The organism is Pseudomonas sp. NFX98 (assembly GCF_047784845.1).
Taxonomy (GTDB): Bacteria; Pseudomonadota; Gammaproteobacteria; order Pseudomonadales; family Pseudomonadaceae; genus Aquipseudomonas.
In genome coordinates, this window is record NZ_JBLNNF010000011.1 from 47172 (window position 1) to 64503 (window position 17332).

A 17332-nucleotide genomic window follows, 5' to 3' on the forward strand; every position below is an offset into this window, starting at 1 on the left:
TTTGTGCTTGCAGGCATCAATTAAAGAAAGCGCGATACTCGGCGATAAGCAAGTCCGAATACCTTTTGCTATCAAAAGTGCTTACTGCTCGTTCCCTGGCAGCGGATGACATTGATTTCAAGAGCTCCTCATCTGTCACCAGCGTACGAATCGCATCAGCAAGGCCCTGCGTATCACACACGGAGACAAGCATCCCGGTCTGTCCGTCGACAACGGCATCAGTAAGCCCATAAATCCTCGTTCCAACGGTAGGAAGACCCATCGCTGCCGCTTCAATGACCACTGTACCAAATCCTTCGCGATAACTTGGCAAACACAACATATCACCTATCGCCATGTATCTTTCCGGGTCGCTGGAAAACCCGACAACTTTGATTCGGCTCAAAACCTCAGGGCTTGTCACGCTCTCAACGATCGCCAGACCATCAGGCTCATAAGGCCCGACCAACAAAAGGAAGATATCGTTTTTCTCTGCGACCAATAGTTCGAACGCGCGTATTAACTCGCTGACACCTTTGTCCTTGGTAATCCGCCCAACAAAGACAATGACCTTGCTCTGAGGGTCTATTCCCAACTCCACCTTCAAGATCGCTTTTTCGCTCTCGCTGAAACACGCGGGATCAAAACGCGTGAGATCAACACCCGCGAAAGACCCCTCCCCGAGCACACTCAGCCTGTCGGCCTTGACAATATTTTCGGCCACCAAAAACTGCTGCTGACTGAAACTGTCGGTATAACAACGGGTATTTAGATAACCAATAGTCTTGTCACAAAATTTCAGGATGTTCTTTTTTAATCCCGTCATCGTTACCCAAGGTTGACCGGTGTAGGTGTGCAAACGGACTTTGATACCGGCAAGCCTTCCTGCAATGGCACATAGCAGGCCCGCTTTAGGTGTTGTCGAGTGAACAACATCAAACTTATGTAATCGAAAAACCCTAATCAATGAGAGTAACGAACGAAGATCCTGGATAGGATTAATCTCCCTTACCATCTTCAACGGTATAAAACCGCTGCCTGCAAGATCTCGTAACTCGCCACCCAATTCGTCATCACTGGAAATTATCGTTACCGTAGCACCTGCGTCTTTAAGCGCTTTGATAGGCGCACTCAATTGAGTCACGATAAAAAACGGGACGGTAGAAACCCTTGCTATTTTCAGATCTAAACTCGACAAATCAAACCCTCAGCCACACTCTGCACCCAGTGCGTACAATCAGAAAAAAATCGATTACAAACTTATTCTAGTACCGAGGCTAAATATCACAAATATTTTCTGGCACGTGTTTCTTCGGGACGAAACCAAGAACTCTTTCAATTTTTGTATATGGGTATCGGGTTCTCGCGGTCAGGGCATTGACTCTCTCTTGCGTTATAAGCCCTTTAGTCAGTAAAGCTGCGACGGAAACACCCAAGCGCACAACAAACTCCGGGATCACCAGCCGGGGAGCAGGCACAGAAAACCCAGAAGCAAGACCACCTATTACTTCTCTCAACGAACAATCATTGGAGATATTGAAAATTTCGCCTTTTGCACGCCCATCAAAACCGCACAGCAGCAATGCAGAAACCACATCATCTACATGAATATACGTTGCAATTGAATTATTAAAACCGACATAGAAGAACAAGCGACGTCGAACAATACCCGCCAACTGCCTGATAGAGTTATTAGGCATTGCGGGGCCAAAAACATTTGACGGTCTTAAAATAGAATAAGTGAAGCGCCCACTGCTCGACATCTCGACAATGCACTGGTCTGCCAGGGTTTTGGTGACTTCGTATTGTCCCTTGGGATTGACCTGGGTTTCCTCGGTAACAACCCGCTCCACATTGGGAACCGAACCATAAGCCCCCACACTACTCAATTGAACCCAATGCACCGGCCGAGCAGCAGTACTTTCAGCCAGGACCTTAAGGAAGCGCTCGGTTGATGCAACATGAAGCTCATGCATCAAATCATCATTACGTATTTCGCCTGCACAATTGAAAATGACCTCACAACCATTCGATAACGCAACGAAATCGAGATTCGGATCTTTTAAATCACCAACGAAGACTTCTGTATTCTCACTGGGAATCTTACCTTGCGTGCGGGTGAGAATCCTTACCTGGTGGCCATCTTCAATCAGGCGATGAACCAGCTTGGTGCCTATAAATCCGTTTGCGCCCAAAACCAAAGCTTTCATCGCTCCTCCATATCAAATCAAAAAGCAGTATCTCGACTAAAAAAGGGTAAACAATCTGGAAACCCAATAAAACAAAAGTAACCGTTACGGTTACCATTTTTTAGTCATTTTACCCTTTTTTAAATGATAACGCCTGAGCAAGGCCAGGAAGGGGCCTACTACCAGACCAAGTAAAAATGCGGATAACACCAGTGCAGACACCGCCAGTGGCGGAGCGTCCATCCCCAAAAAGACTAGCGACACTGCTTTTTGATTTTCTAGGGTAAAAATCAAAATCAGCGCCGCAACCGGTAAAATGAAGGCGACGGCGATGATTTTTATCAGGTTACGCATAAGCGACTCCGTGGATGGCTGTCGTCAACTCACTTCTTCTTCATCTTCGTTTACTCGATCCCTAAGCTCCTTTCCCGGCTTGAAATGCGGAACGAACTTACCATCCAGGCTAACGGACTGACCGGTCTTCGGATTACGCCCAACCCGCGGCGCGCGGTAGTGCAAGGAGAAGCTGCCGAACCCACGGATCTCAATTCGATCCCCCGTGGCCAGACATTGGGACATTTGCTCAAGCATGGTCTTGATGGCCAACTCCACATCCTTTGATGAGAGCAGCCCTTGATGGGTGACAATTCGTTCGATCAACTCCGACTTCGTCATATTTTTCCCTTCTTTTTCAAGCAGCTAGGAAAATCGCTCAAAAGGTTTTAGCACGCCCGGAAGAATTTGAACAGCCCGAGTTTTACTCCCCTCACCTCACCTGCTCACCTGCAAATAACCAGCATCGTGCGCGTTAGATACCCAGCCGGGTTGAAGCCAAAGGGAAACTCATCCTCTTCCTTGGCGTCGTCAGATCTTGCCACTACTTTATAACCTGACGCTTTGCATTCCTTGGCGGCTCGTTTGCGACACTTCTCCCATCCGGACCCCAGCCCCGAACAATCGATCTCAATGCCGCTGACACCGCGCACTGCGTGAGTCTTGGCATTAGTGGTACAACCCGCCAGCGTCAGAACTGCTATTGCGACAATGAGCCTATTCATTCGCTTCCTTATGCCGGGCACTCCGCCCTGGCCTCGTTCGTCTCAGGCTAAGACTAGCTGCAATTAAACGATTGATCCTGTTAAAGAAAGAGACATCCTTTAACGACCGTTTGTTTCATGCGAGAACGGAACCCAGTCTTACGCTCCCGACCGCGATCAAATTTCAGGCACAAAAAAGGGCGACCGAAGTCGCCCTTTTTTACAGAAAGTCAGAACTTAGTTCTGTTTTTCCGCTTGTGCAGCACGCAGCAGGTCACCCAGAGTGGTGGCTACTGGAGCGTCACCAGCTACTGGCTTGTCGCGCAGGCTCTGGATAGCTTCTTTCTCGTCTTCAACGTCTTTCGACTTGATCGAGAGCTGGATTACGCGGCTCTTGCGATCAACGCTGATGATCTTGGCTTCTACTTCTTCGCCTTCTTTCAGAACGTTACGAGCGTCTTCAACGCGGTCACGGCTGATTTCGGAGGCTTTCAGAGTCGCTTCGATATCATCGGCCAGAGTGATGATGGCGCCTTTAGCGTCAACTTCTTTCACGATGCCCTTAACGATTGCGCCTTTGTCGTTCTCTTGAACGTACTCGGAGAACGGATCGCTTTCCAGTTGCTTGATACCCAGGGAGATGCGCTCGCGCTCTGGGTCAACCGACAGGATAACGGTGTCCAGCTCGTCGCCCTTCTTGAAACGGCGTACGGCTTCTTCGCCCACTTCGTTCCAGGAGATGTCGGACAGGTGAACCAGACCGTCGATGCCGCCGTCCAGACCAATGAAGATACCGAAATCGGTGATCGACTTGATGGTGCCGGAGATTTTATCGCCCTTGTTGAACTGGCCAGAGAAATCTTCCCATGGGTTAGATTTGCACTGCTTGATGCCCAGGGAGATACGACGACGCTCTTCGTCGATGTCCAGAACCATAACTTCCACTTCGTCGCCGACTTGTACGACTTTCGAAGGGTGGATGTTCTTGTTGGTCCAGTCCATTTCGGAAACGTGTACCAGACCTTCAACGCCTTCTTCCAGCTCAGCGAAGCAGCCGTAGTCGGTCAGGTTGGTTACACGAGCGGTAACGCGAGTGCTTTCTGGGTAACGGGCTTTGATAGCAACCCATGGATCTTCGCCCAGTTGCTTCAGGCCCAGGGAAACACGATTGCGTTCGCGATCGTACTTCAGAACCTTGACATCGATCTCGTCGCCAACGTTGACGATTTCGGAAGGATGCTTGATACGCTTCCAAGCCATGTCGGTAATGTGCAGCAGGCCATCGACGCCACCCAGATCGACGAATGCGCCGTAATCGGTGAGGTTTTTGACGATACCTTTGACTTGTTGGCCTTCCTGCAAGGATTCCAGCAGAGCTTCGCGCTCGGCGGAGTTCTCGGCTTCCAGGACGCTACGACGGGAAACGACAACGTTGTTGCGCTTCTGGTCCAGCTTGATGACCTTGAATTCCAGCTCTTTGCCTTCCAGGTGCGTGGTGTCGCGCACTGGACGGACGTCAACCAGAGAACCTGGCAGGAACGCACGGATGCCGTTAACGTCGACAGTGAAGCCGCCTTTAACCTTACCGTTGATAACGCCCTTGACCACTTCTTCGGCTGCGAAGGCTGCTTCCAGAACAATCCAGCATTCAGCGCGCTTGGCTTTTTCACGGGACAGCTTGGTTTCACCAAAGCCGTCTTCAACCGAGTCCAGAGCAACGTGAACTTCGTCACCGACGTTGATAGTCAGGTCGCCAGCGTCGTTGTAGAACTGCTCAAGCGGGATGAGTGCTTCAGACTTCAGGCCAGCGTGAACGGTTACCCAGCGAGCTTGGTAATCGATATCAACGATAACACCGGTGATGATGGAGCCTGCCTGAAGGTTCAGGGTTTTTAGGCTTTCTTCAAAGAGTTCCGCAAAGCTTTCGCTCATTTTAATTCCTGTTGATGAGGGCGAAGAATACGCCCATCTCCACACCCCAGACGGTGTGGGTTAGTTTCATTTAAAAGAAGCGCCGCAGGACTATGACTGGTCCCCTGTGGCCTTCTTGGTCACCCGGCGATATCGCGGATGGCGATCTCGCTCATGATGCGTTCCAGCACCTGATCGATGGATAATTCCGTGGAATCCAGCTGTATGGCGTCAGCCGCCGGTTTGAGCGGGGCTACCGCTCGCTGGGTGTCACGCTCATCGCGTGCACGTATCTCATCTAGCAGACTCGACAGACTAACACCATCGACTTTGCCCTTCAACTGCAAGTATCGACGGCGCGCACGCTCCTCGGCACTGGCGGTGAGGAAAATCTTCAGCGGTGCGTCCGGAAAAACCACCGTGCCCATGTCACGACCATCAGCCACCAGACCCGGCGCTTCCTGAAATGCGCGTTGGCGCTGCAGCAGCGCCTCGCGTACCGCGGGCAATGCAGCCACTTGGGAGGCACCGGAGCCGACGCTTTCCGTACGGATCACATCACTGACTTCGTCGCCTTCCAGAATGATCCGCTGCAGCTGACCATCGGTCGCCGCAATGAATTGAACATCCAGATGAGCGGCAAGTTTTTTCAGCAGTTCTTCGTTGGTCAGGTCCACGCCATGGTTATGCGCAGCAAAAGCCAACAGACGGTACAGCGCACCGGAATCCAGCAGGTTCCAGCCAAGACGCTTGGCCAGAATCCCGGCTACCGTGCCTTTTCCGGAGCCGCTAGGCCCATCGATAGTGATGACCGGTGCAATGTTGTTCACGACTGAGCCTCTTGGGCAACGCGGATACCGACCTGCGCGCACAGCGCGAGGAAGTTCGGGAACGACGTCGCGACGTTGGCGCAATCATGGATGCGAATCGGCGCAGTAGCGCGCAGCGAAGCAACGCTGAAGGCCATGGCAATCCGGTGATCGCCGTGACCGTGCACTTCGCCGCCGCCGATCGAGCCGCCATCAATAATGATGCCGTCCGGGGTCGGTTCGCACTTGACTCCCAGCGCCAGCAGACCATCGGCCATGACCTGGATACGGTCCGATTCCTTGACCCGCAACTCTTCGGCGCCGGTCAGCACGGTGCGCCCTTCGGCGCAGGCAGCGGCGACGAACAGCACCGGGAATTCGTCGATAGCCAGCGGCACCAACGCCTCGGGAATCTCGATACCTTTGAGTTTAGCTGCACGTACGCGCAAGTCCGCTACCGGCTCGCCGCCCACTTCACGCTGGTTTTCCAGGGTGATGTCGGCACCCATCAGACGCAGGATGTCGATGACGCCGGTACGGGTCGGGTTGATGCCGACGTGCTCAAGCACCAGCTCCGAACCTTCGGCGATCGAAGCGGCCACCAGGAAGAACGCGGAAGACGAGATATCGCCCGGCACTTCAATGTGGGTCGCGGTCAGCTTGTTGCCGGACTCGACCGAAGCGGTCGCGCCATTGACGGTGACCGGGTAGCCGAAGCCGCGCAACATGCGCTCGGTGTGGTCGCGAGTCGGAGCAGGCTCGGTCACCGTGGTCTTGCCTTGGGCGTACAGACCGGCCAACAGCAGGCAGGACTTAACCTGGGCACTGGCCATCGGCATGGTGTAGGTCAGGCCTTTGAGCTTGTTGCCACCACGGATAACCATCGGCGGACGGCCTTCAGCGGCGGTTTCGATCACGGCACCCATTTCACGCAGCGGGTTGGCCACGCGATTCATCGGGCGCTTGGACAGCGAAGCGTCGCCGGTCAGGGTGCTGTCGAAGTTCTGCGCAGCCAACAGGCCGGACAGCAGACGCATCGAAGTACCCGAGTTGCCCAGATAGATCGGGCCCGGCGCAGGCTTCAGGCCATGCAGGCCGACGCCGTGAATGGTCACGCGACCGTGGTGCGGACCTTCAATGACCACGCCCATGTCACGGAACGCCTGCAAGGTCGCCAGGGCGTCTTCGCCCTCGAGGAAGCCTTCGACTTCGGTGACGCCTTCGGCCAGAGAGCCGAGCATGATCGAACGGTGGGAAATCGATTTGTCACCTGGTACGCGAATCCGACCGGACAAGCGGCCACCAGGTTGAGCCAGGAAAATCAGATCGTTGGAATTCATAGCGTCCACATAGGCCCGACGGGCCAGGATTTTACTGAAATGCTCGCGGGCAACCCGGGCGCGAGTGAAAACGCCCAACAATTGGTGCCCATCCCCTGCATCGACCGCGTCGCGCAAGGCGTCGAGATCGCTGCGAAATGTATCGAGTGTGCGCAGGACAGCTTCGCGGTTGGCGAGGAAGATGTCGTGCCACATGACCGGGTCGCTTCCGGCGATTCTTGTGAAATCGCGGAAACCGCCCGCAGCGTAGCGGAAGATCTCAAGGTTTTCATTGCGCTTGGCCAACGAATCGACCAAACCGAATGCCAGCAAGTGCGGCAGATGGCTGGTTGCCGCCAACACTTCATCGTGACGCTCGACTTGCATATGTTCGACATCGGCGCCCAATTCGCGCCACAGGCGATCAACGATTGCCAAGGCCTGCGGATCGGTCTGCTCCAGCGGAGTCAAGATCACTTTATGACGACGGAACAGCTCGGCATTGGAGGCTTCCACCCCGCTCTGCTCGGAACCGGCAATCGGATGCCCCGGTACGAAACGCGAGGGCATGCCGCCAAACGCTTCAGTGGCAGCGCGCACGACGTTGCCCTTGGCGCTGCCGACGTCGGTCAGAACCGCCTGCCCCAGGTCCATGCCAGCCAAACGGCCAAGCATTTTCTCCATGGCGAGGATCGGAATAGCGAGCTGGATCACGTCGGCGCCCTGGCATGCAGCCGCCAGGTCTTCTTCGCAGCGATCCACCACACCCAGTTCAACCGCCAGTTTGCGCGACTGCGGATCGAGATCGACCCCGACCACTTCGCGGCACAGGCCACTCTCGCGCAAACCCTTGGCAAACGAACCGCCGATCAAACCCAGACCGACCACCACAAGGCGCCCGATCATAGGTTCAGCAGATTGCAGTGCAGTGACATCAACCACGAGCCAGAACCTTGGTCAGCGCCTCGAGGAAGCGGCTGTTTTCCGCTGGCAACCCGATGGTGATGCGCAAGTGGTTCGGCATGCCGTAGTTGGCCACCGGACGCACGATCACGCCTTCGCGCAGCAAGCCCTGGAAGACCGGAGCCGCTTCGCGCCCCAGATCAACGCAGATGAAATTGCCCTTGGACGGAATCCAGCCCAGCCCCAACTCACGGAAACCCGCTTCCAGTTGCTGCATGCCGGATTCGTTCAGGCGACGACTTTCAGCCAGGTACTCTTCGTCCTTCAACGCGGCGCAAGCTGCGGCCAGGGCCAGGCTGTTGACGTTGAACGGCTGACGTACACGGTTCAGCACATCGGCAACCACTGCGGTGGACAAGCCGTAGCCGACGCGCAGCGATGCCAGGCCGTAGGCCTTGGAGAAGGTACGGGAAACCAGCAGATTCGGATAAGCCGCGAGGAAATCCAGACCATCCGGCAAGTCACTGCCTTCGGCGTACTCGATGTAGGCCTCGTCCAGCACTACCAGCACGTGCTCCGGAACATCCTGCAGGAACTCGTCCAGCGCCTCGGCGCCGAACCAGGTGCCGGTCGGGTTGTTCGGGTTGGCGATGAACACCACACGGGTATTGGCATCGATCGCAGCCAGCATTGCAGGCAGGTCATGCCCCCAATCCTTGGCCGGAATCACCTTGGCCTGCGCGCCGACCGCCTGGGTCGCGATCGGATAGACCGCGAAGGCGTGCTCGCTGAACACGGCATTCAGGCCCGGCGCCAGATAAGCGCGCGCCACCAGCTCAAGAATGTCGTTGGAGCCGTTGCCCAGCGTCACTTGATTCAGTTCGACGCGGCATTGCTCGGCCAACAGGGTCTTGAGTGCAAAACCGTTGCCGTCCGGATAGCGGGTCAGCTCGGCCAGCGCGTCACGGATGGCTGCCAGCGCTTTCGGACTGGCGCCCAGCGGGTTTTCGTTGCTCGCCAGTTTGACGATGCTGGCCGGATCCAGATCCAGCTCGCGAGCCAGTTCGTCCACGGGTTTGCCCGGAACGTAAGGCGAAAGTTGTTGCACGCCCGGCTGTGCCAGAGCGAGGAAATTGCCACTCATTTGCTACCGCCCCTTAGAGAACTGCTTTCGGGTAGGAACCCAGCACTTTGAGTGCCACTGCTTCCTGACTGATCTTTTCCAGCACACCTTTTACCAGCGGATCACGGTGGTGGCCGACAAAGTCGATGAAGAACACGTAGGTCCATTTGCCGCTGCGCGACGGACGGGTCTCGATGCGCGTCAGGTCGATGCCGTTGTCGTGGAACGGCACCAGCAACTCGTGAAGAGCGCCCGGCTTGTTGCTCATGGAGACGATGATCGAAGTCTTGTCGTCGCCGGTCGGCGGCACCTCCTGATTACCGATCATGAGGAAACGCGTGGAGTTGTCCGGACGGTCCTCGATTTTTTCGGCCAGACGGGTCAGCCCGTACAGACCGGCCGCCATGTCGCCGGCAATCGCCGCCGAGTTCCACTCACCCTTGACCCGCTTGGCCGCTTCGGCGTTGCTGGACACTGCCACGCGCTCGACATTCGGGTAATGGGCGTCCAGCCACTTGCGGCACTGGGCCAGCGACTGGGCGTGGGAATAGATGCGGCTGATGCTGTCGGTCTTGGTGTTTTCACCGACCAACAGGTGGTGGTGAATCCGCAACTCGACTTCGCCACAGATCACCATGTCGTGTTCGAGGAAGCTATCGAGGGTGTGGTTGACTGCGCCTTCGGTGGAGTTCTCCACCGGCACCACGCCGAAGTTCACCGCACCGGCCGCCACTTCACGGAACACTTCGTCGATCGCCGCCATCGGCTTGCTGATCACGGCGTGGCCGAAGTGCTTCATGGCGGCGGCCTGGGTGAAGGTGCCTTCAGGGCCGAGGTATGCCACTTTCAGCGGCTGTTCGAGCGCCAGGCACGAGGACATGATTTCGCGGAACAGCCGCGCCATCTCTTCGTTACCCAACGGCCCCTGGTTGCGTTCCATGACACGCTTGAGCACCTGAGCTTCGCGCTCAGGACGATAGAACACCGGCACTTCGCCTTCGGCCAGCGAGGCCATCTTTACTCGCGCGACTTCCTGGGCGCAGCGCGCACGCTCACTGATCAGCTCCAGCACCTTGGTGTCCAGAGCATCAATGCGAACGCGCAGTGCCTTGAGTTCTTGCTCAGACATTAGCCGTGTTCCTTCTCGAACTCTGCCATGTACGAAACCAGTGCGTTGACCGCAACGATGTCGACGGCGTTATAGATGGAGGCGCGCATGCCGCCCACGGAGCGGTGACCTTTGAGGTTCAGCAGGCCACGCTCGTCGGCACCGGCCAGGAACGGCTTGTCCAGACGGTCGTCCGCCAGGCGGAACGGCACGTTCATCCACGAGCGATCCGACTTGTTGATCGGGTTGCTGTAGAGGCCGCTGGCATCGATGAAGTCATACAGCGTGCGCTGCTTCACTTCGTTTAGCTTGCCGATGGCTTCGACGCCACCCTGCTCTTTCAGCCATTCGAACACCAGGCCGGACAAATACCAGGCCAGGGTCGGCGGGGTGTTATACATCGAGCCGTTATCGGCCGCGACCTTGTAGTTGAGCATGGTCGGGCACAGGGAACGGGCGTGACCCAGCAGGTCTTCGCGCACGATGTTGACCACGATCCCGCTCGGACCGATGTTTTTTTGCGCGCCGGCGTAGATCATGCCGAAGCGCGAGACATCCACCGGACGCGAGAGAATGTCGGAAGACATGTCGGCCACCAGCGGAACATCACCGGTTTCCGGAATCCACTGGAATTCCAGGCCACCGATGGTTTCGTTCGGCGCGTAGTGAATGTAGGCCGCGTCCTTGGACAGCTTCCACTCGTTCTGGCCGGGAATGGCGAAGTAGTCGTAAGGCTTGGCGGTCGCAGCGACATTGACGTTGCCGTAACGCAAAGCTTCTTCGATGGCTTTCTGCGACCAGATACCGGTGTCGATATAGTCGGCAGTGCCGTTTTCCGGCAACAGGTTCAGAGGAATCTGAGCAAATTGCTGGCTGGCGCCGCCTTGCAGAAACAGCACTTTATAGTTCGAGGGGATATTCAGCAGATCACGCAGATCCTGCTCGGCCTTGGTGGCGATGGACACGAACTCATCACTGCGATGGCTCATTTCCATGACCGACAAACCCTTGCCGTGCCAATCAAGGAGTTCACCCTGGGCGCGCTTCAGGACAGCTTCGGGAAGCGCCGCAGGACCGGCACAGAAGTTATAGGCTCTCTTGCTCACATCCAATCTCGCTCTGATTTGGTGGTATCACGCAATAAATCTGAAAACACTGAAACCCTGTAGGAGCTGACGAGTGAAACGAGGCTGCGATCTTTGCGTGCCGCCCCGTAACGCAAGAGCAAGATCAAAAGATCGCAGCCTCGTTTCACTCGTCAGCTCCTACAGGCCCTACATTCAAACAGGAGAAACAAGAAGGGGCGAATTTTCATCCGCCCCCCATTTACCCGATTATTCCTGTGGTTCTTCGTCAGCGGCAGCGTCGAGTTGCTGGTCTTCGGCGGCATCATCGATCACATGCCCCTCGAATTCTGCACCCTCTTCACCTTCAAGCTCTGCACCTTCGAGCTCTTCACCTTCGACTTCCGAAGGTTCCTGAACCCGCTCAAGGCCGACCAGGGTTTCATCCTTGGCCAGTTTGATAAGGGTCACGCCCTGGGTGTTACGGCCGAGGCTGGAGACTTCGTCCACGCGGGTACGCACCAGCGTGCCCTGGTCGGAAATCAGCATGATTTCCTCGCCGTCGAGTACCTGCACCGCGCCGACCAGACGGCCGTTGCGCTCGTTGCTGACCATGGCGATAACACCTTGGCCGCCACGCTTGTACTCAGGGAACTCGGTGATCGCCGTACGCTTGCCGTAGCCACGCGCCGAAGCGGTGAGGATCTCGCTGCCTTCTTCCGGGATCAGCATGGAAATCAGCTTCTGCCCTTCCGGCAGACGCATGCCGCGCACACCACGAGCGGTACGGCCCATGGCGCGCACGTCGGATTCCTTGAAGCGAGTCACCTTGCCGCCGTCGGAGAACAGCATGACTTCACGCTCGCCATCGGTGATGGCCGCGCTGATCAATACGTCGCCTTCGTCCAGCTCCAGCGCGATCAGGCCAACGCTGCGTTGACGGCTGAAGGATTCCAGCGGGGTCTTCTTCACGGTGCCGTTGGCGGTCGCCATGAAGATGTAGTGACCTTCGGTGTATTCCTCGACCGGCAGCATGGTGGTGATGTATTCACCGTCATCCAGCGGCAGCAGGTTAACCAGTGGACGACCACGGGCGGCGCGGGATGCTTCCGGGATTTCGTAGGTTTTCAGCCAGTACACCTTGCCCTTGCTGGAGAACAGCAGCAGCGTGGTGTGGCTGTTGGCAACCAGCAGGTGAGCGATGTAGTCCTCATCCTTGACGCCGGTCGCCGACTTGCCTTTACCGCCACGACGTTGTGCCTGGTACGCAGCCAATGGCTGGGTCTTGGCGTAACCACCGTGGGAAATGGTCACGACGCGCTCTTCTTCCGGGATCATGTCACCCAGGGTCAGGTCGAGACGGGCATCGAGGATCTCGGTGCGACGCACGTCGCCGTATTCGGCGCGGATCACTTCCAGTTCTTCGCGGATCACTTCCATCAGGCGCGTGGCGCTGTTGAGGATGCGGATCAGCTCGCCGATCTGGTTGAGGATCTCTTGATACTCGGCCAGCAGCTTTTCGTGTTCCAGACCGGTAAGGCGGTGCAGACGCAGTTCCAGAATGGCTTGCGCCTGTTCCGGCGACAGGAAGTACTTGCCTTCGCGCAGGCCGTATTGCGGATCGAGGTTTTCCGGACGGCACGAATCGGCGCCGGCACGTTCAACCATCGCCACTACCGCCGAGGATTCCCAAGGCGTGCTGATCAGCGCTTCCTTGGCTTCCGATGGCGTTGGCGAGGCCTTGATCAGGGCGATGACCGGGTCGATGTTCGACAAGGCAACCGCTTGACCTTCGAGAATGTGACCACGCTCGCGCGCCTTGCGCAGTTCGAACACGGTACGGCGGGTAACGACTTCGCGACGGTGACGAACGAAGGCTTCCAGCAGGTCCTTGAGGTTCAGGATCCGCGGACGGCCATCGATCAGCGCAACGATGTTGATACCGAACACCGCTTGCAACTGGGTCTGGGCGTAGAGGTTGTTGAGGATCACCTCAGGCACTTCGCCGCGACGCAGTTCGATCACGACGCGCATACCGTCCTTGTCGGACTCGTCGCGCAGTTCGGTGATGCCTTCGAGTTTCTTCTCTTTAACCAGCTCGGCGATCTTCTCGATCAGACGGGCCTTGTTCAGCTGGTATGGGAGTTCGGTGATGACGATCTGCTGACGACCACCGACCTTGTCGATGTCTTCGATCATCGAGCGGGCGCGCATGTAAATGCGGCCGCGACCGGTGCGGTAGGCTTCGATGATGCCGGCACGACCGTTGATGATCGCGGCGGTCGGGAAGTCCGGACCGGGGATGTATTGCATCAGCTCGTCGACGGTCAGCTCAGGGTTGTCGATGAGCGCCAGGCAACCGTCGATGACTTCACCGAGGTTGTGCGGTGGAATGTTGGTCGCCATGCCCACGGCGATACCGCTGGAGCCGTTGACCAACAGGTTGGGAATACGGGTCGGCATGACCGCCGGGATCATTTCGGTGCCGTCGTAGTTCGGCACCCAGTCCACGGTTTCTTTGTGCAGGTCAGCCAGCAGCTCGTGTGCCAGCTTGGTCATGCGCACTTCGGTGTATCGCATGGCCGCGGCGTTGTCGCCGTCCACCGAACCGAAGTTGCCCTGGCCGTCTACCAGCAGGTAGCGCAGGGAGAATGGCTGTGCCATCCGAACGATGGTGTCGTACACCGCGGTATCACCGTGCGGGTGATACTTACCGATCACGTCACCGACAACACGGGCAGATTTCTTGTACGGCTTGTTGAAGTCATTGCCCAGCTCGCTCATCGCGAACAGCACACGCCGGTGCACGGGCTTCAAGCCATCGCGCGCATCCGGCAGTGCCCGCCCGACAATTACGCTCATCGCGTAGTCGAGGTAGGACTGCTTCAGCTCGTCTTCGATATTGACCGGGAGGATTTCTTTGGCCAGTTCGCCCATGAGAAGCCTGATTCCTTTTTCTGGTGAAACTTCGTCACATCCATATGGGACCAACGAAGCTCGCCGATACAGGCTGAGTGCCATGCACCGACTTACGACAAATCAACGAGTTATGCCATGGATCTGCGCAGTGAAGGCCACCCCGCGGGGCAACCTTGGAAACCGCCGGATGTTATCACAAGAGCCGCCACGCACCTATCCCCTAGATGCGCATGGAGAGTAGTTAGTTGACCGGTGACAGGCTTGAGGGGGACGAGAGAGGCTTAGAGCTTCTTTGAATGCAGATTTGAGGCCTGGCTTGCGGTTGTTTATTGACTTTTAAGGCCCCATCGCTGGCAAGCCAGCTCCCACAGGATTATCGGCGGGCGCAAAACCTGTGGGAGCTGGCTTGCCAGCGATGGCGACCTTTCAGGCACAACAATCCTTTAATGCAGACGCTTACGACACATCAACTGCGCCATTTTCGCCGTATCCGGGCGCTCGACGATGCCTTTTTCGGTGACGATGGCATCTATCAGGTCCGCCGGGGTCACGTCGAACACCGGGTTAAAGGCATCGACATCCGCCCCGACCCGCTTGCCGCCGACTTCGAGCAATTCGCGACCGTCACGCTCTTCGATCGGAATGTCGTCGCCACTGGCCAGGTGCATGTCGATGGTCGAACTCGGCGCCACTACCATGAAGCGCACGCCGTGGTGCATGGCATTGACCGCCAGTTGATAGGTGCCGATCTTGTTGGCGACGTCGCCATTGGCGGTGATCCGGTCAGCGCCGACAATGACCCAGGTGATGCCCTTGGTCTTCATGATGTGCGCGGCAGCGGAGTCGGCATTGACGGTCACCGGAATGCCTTCGTTGGCCAATTCCCACGCGGTCAGCCGCGAACCTTGCAGCCACGGACGGGTTTCATCGGCGTAAACGCGTTCGACCATGCCTTCGATGAACGCCCCGCGAATCACCCCCAGCGCCGTGCCGAAGCCGCCGGTGGCCAGTGCGCCGGTGTTGCAATGGGTCAGGATCGCCTGGGCATTGCCCTGGTGCTTGCGGATCAGGTCGACACCCAGTTGCGCCATGGTCAGGTTGGCTTCACGATCACTTTCATGAATGGCGATCGCCTCGGCCTCCAGCGCCACCAGCGGATCAACATTATCTTTCAGGCGATCGAGCCGATCATGCATGCGGCCCAGCGCCCAGAACAGGTTGACCGCCGTGGGACGGGAATCGGCCAGCAGCGCGAAATCCTCCTCCAGCGCCGCGTACCAGTCGCCACCTTCGGCAATCCGGGCACGCGCCGCCAGCACAATGCCATAGGCGGCACTGATGCCAATGGCCGGCGCGCCGCGCACGACCATCGAGCGAATGGCGTCGGCCACGCCAGCCGCGCTGGTGTAGGCGATCCAGGTTTCCTCGAACGGCAAAATACGCTGATCCAGCAGATAGAGGGCGTCATCACGCCAATCGATGGCCTTCACCTTCTCCGCAGCCAACAGTCGATCGCGCATCCCACACCCCGCACTCATGAACAAAAGCCGCCGATTATAGCGATCCCCCCGCGAAGACGCTCGGGTATACTTCGCCATCCTTTACAAAAGCACTGGAACCGACCCTCGATGCCGAACACTGCCGCTGCGCTCGACCTGTTATTGCTGCCGACCTGGCTGGTACCCGTCGAACCCGCTGGCGTTGTCCTCAAGGATCATGCCCTGGGCATCCGCGACGGGCGTATCGTGTTTATCGGCCCACGCTCGGCCGCACTGAAGTTTAACGCAAGCGAAGTTCGCGAATTGCCGGACATGTTGCTCAGCCCCGGCCTGATCAATGCTCACGGCCACGCGGCGATGACCCTGTTCCGCGGCCTGGCGGATGATCTGCCCTTGATGACCTGGCTGGAAAACCACATCTGGCCTGCCGAGGCCAAATGGGTCGACGAGGATTTCGTGCGCGACGGCACGGACCTGGCTATCGCCGAGCAGCTCAAGGGCGGCATCACCTGTTTCTCTGACATGTACTTCTTCCCGAAGGTTGCCAGTGAGCGCGTGCACAACAGTGGCATTCGCGCACAGATCGCGATCCCGATCCTTGATTTTCCGATCCCCGGCGCCAGTACGGCGGACGAAGCCATTCGTCAGGGCATCGAATTGTTTGGCGATCTCAAGCACCACGACCGCATCAAAATCACTTTCGGCCCCCATGCACCCTACACCGTGGGCGATGAAAACCTGGAAAAAATCCGCGTGATCGCCGAAGAACTCGACGCGTCGATCCACATGCACGTGCATGAAACCGCCTTCGAAGTGCAGCAAGCGGTCGAACAGCGCGGCGAACGCCCGCTGGCCCGCCTTGCGCGGCTGGGCCTGCTCGGGCCACGCTTCCAGGCGGTTCACATGACGCAGATCAGCGAAGAAGACCTGGCGTTGCTGGTAGAAAGCAACACCCATGTGATTCATTGCCCGGAGTCGAACCTGAAGCTGGCCAGCGGTTTCTGCCCGGTGGAGCGCTTATGGCAGGCCGGGGTCAATGTCGCGGTGGGCACCGATGGCGCGGCCAGCAACAATGATCTGGACCTGCTGGGCGAAACCCGCACCGCTGCGTTGCTGGCCAAAGCCGTCGCCGGGTCCGCTACGGCGCTGGACGCCCATCGTGCCCTGCGCATGGCGACCCTGAATGGCGCCCGCGCTTTGGGGATCGAAACCCAGACCGGCTCGCTGGAAATCGGCAAAGCCGCCGACATCGTCGCGTTCGACCTCTCTGGCCTGGCCCAGCAACCGGTCTACGACCCGGTTTCGCAGCTTATATATGCCACCGGCCGGGACTGCGTGAAACATGTCTGGGTCGCCGGCAAGCAACTGCTCGACGACCGTCGCCTGACACGTCTGGATGAACAGCAACTGGTCGCCACGGCCAAGGCCTGGGGCCAGCGCATCAGCGGCCGTACCGAATCGTAAGCCCCCCG

14 protein-coding genes are annotated in these 17332 nt (G+C 57.5%); 1 reads left to right on the forward strand and 13 read right to left on the reverse strand.

The genetic code is table 11. From position 1 onward, the window contains the following. Nucleotides 1–16: 16 nt before the first annotated feature. The 13 genes from ACM110_RS16095 to mtnA all read right to left on the reverse strand — a co-directional run bounded on the left by ACM110_RS16095 (nucleotide 17) and on the right by mtnA (nucleotide 15881). Nucleotides 17–1123: a glycosyltransferase family 4 protein gene (locus ACM110_RS16095; protein WP_416128561.1), complete on the reverse strand. Its 1107-nt coding sequence runs from the start codon at nucleotides 1121–1123 to the stop codon at nucleotides 17–19. Nucleotides 1124–1256: 133 nt separating this feature from the next. Continuing rightward, the gene (locus ACM110_RS16100; protein ID WP_416128562.1) at nucleotides 1257–2189 is read right to left on the reverse strand and encodes an NAD-dependent epimerase/dehydratase family protein; all 933 of its coding nucleotides are present in this window, start codon (nucleotides 2187–2189) and stop codon (nucleotides 1257–1259) included. A 90-nt stretch (nucleotides 2190–2279) separates the two neighbouring features. After that, the gene (locus ACM110_RS16105; RefSeq protein WP_416128563.1) at nucleotides 2280–2522 is read right to left on the reverse strand and encodes a DUF1049 domain-containing protein; all 243 of its coding nucleotides are present in this window, start codon (nucleotides 2520–2522) and stop codon (nucleotides 2280–2282) included. Between the two features lie 24 nt (nucleotides 2523–2546). Then, a complete protein-coding gene (gene ihfB, locus ACM110_RS16110; protein ID WP_108215432.1) occupies nucleotides 2547–2843 on the reverse strand; it encodes an integration host factor subunit beta in 297 nt (98 codons plus the stop codon). Between the two features lie 104 nt (nucleotides 2844–2947). Further along, entirely contained in the window at nucleotides 2948–3226 is a 279-nt protein-coding gene (locus ACM110_RS16115) for a hypothetical protein (protein ID WP_416128564.1), read from the reverse strand. 216 nt (nucleotides 3227–3442) lie between these two features. Continuing rightward, nucleotides 3443–5137, reverse strand: a complete 1695-nt coding sequence (rpsA, locus tag ACM110_RS16120; protein WP_008065216.1) for a 30S ribosomal protein S1 — start codon at nucleotides 5135–5137, stop codon at nucleotides 3443–3445. A gap of 119 nt (nucleotides 5138–5256) precedes the next feature. After that, on the reverse strand, nucleotides 5257–5946 hold the full coding sequence (gene cmk, locus ACM110_RS16125) for a (d)CMP kinase (protein ID WP_196585297.1): 690 nt from the start codon (nucleotides 5944–5946) through the stop codon (nucleotides 5257–5259). Further along, a complete protein-coding gene (locus ACM110_RS16130) occupies nucleotides 5943–8150 on the reverse strand; it encodes a bifunctional prephenate dehydrogenase/3-phosphoshikimate 1-carboxyvinyltransferase (RefSeq protein ID WP_416128679.1) in 2208 nt (735 codons plus the stop codon). Before ACM110_RS16130 ends, cmk begins: the two co-directional genes overlap by 4 nt. A gap of 28 nt (nucleotides 8151–8178) precedes the next feature. After that, on the reverse strand, nucleotides 8179–9291 hold the full coding sequence (hisC, locus tag ACM110_RS16135) for a histidinol-phosphate transaminase (protein ID WP_338585384.1): 1113 nt from the start codon (nucleotides 9289–9291) through the stop codon (nucleotides 8179–8181). A 13-nt stretch (nucleotides 9292–9304) separates the two neighbouring features. Further along, nucleotides 9305–10399, reverse strand: coding sequence for a prephenate dehydratase (gene pheA / locus ACM110_RS16140; RefSeq protein ID WP_027620100.1), 1095 nt, complete (start codon nucleotides 10397–10399; stop codon nucleotides 9305–9307). Then, nucleotides 10399–11484: a 3-phosphoserine/phosphohydroxythreonine transaminase gene (serC, locus tag ACM110_RS16145; protein WP_416128565.1), complete on the reverse strand. Its 1086-nt coding sequence runs from the start codon at nucleotides 11482–11484 to the stop codon at nucleotides 10399–10401. Before serC ends, pheA begins: the two co-directional genes overlap by 1 nt. Nucleotides 11485–11712: 228 nt before the next feature. Next, nucleotides 11713–14379 (reverse strand): DNA gyrase subunit A, encoded by a 2667-nt coding sequence (gene gyrA, locus ACM110_RS16150; RefSeq protein WP_338585381.1) that lies wholly within the window; start codon nucleotides 14377–14379, stop codon nucleotides 11713–11715. A gap of 425 nt (nucleotides 14380–14804) precedes the next feature. Then, complete coding sequence (gene mtnA, locus ACM110_RS16155; RefSeq protein WP_416128566.1) at nucleotides 14805–15881, reverse strand: S-methyl-5-thioribose-1-phosphate isomerase; 1077 nt, start codon at nucleotides 15879–15881, stop codon at nucleotides 14805–14807. A 108-nt stretch (nucleotides 15882–15989) separates the two neighbouring features. On the opposite strand from mtnA, the gene ACM110_RS16160 reads away from it, so the two are divergent. Beyond that, nucleotides 15990–17324 carry a TRZ/ATZ family hydrolase gene (locus ACM110_RS16160; RefSeq protein WP_416128567.1) on the forward strand — a complete coding sequence of 445 codons (1335 nt, stop codon included), beginning with the start codon at nucleotides 15990–15992 and terminating at the stop codon, nucleotides 17322–17324. The last annotated feature ends 8 nt before the right edge of the window (nucleotides 17325–17332 follow it).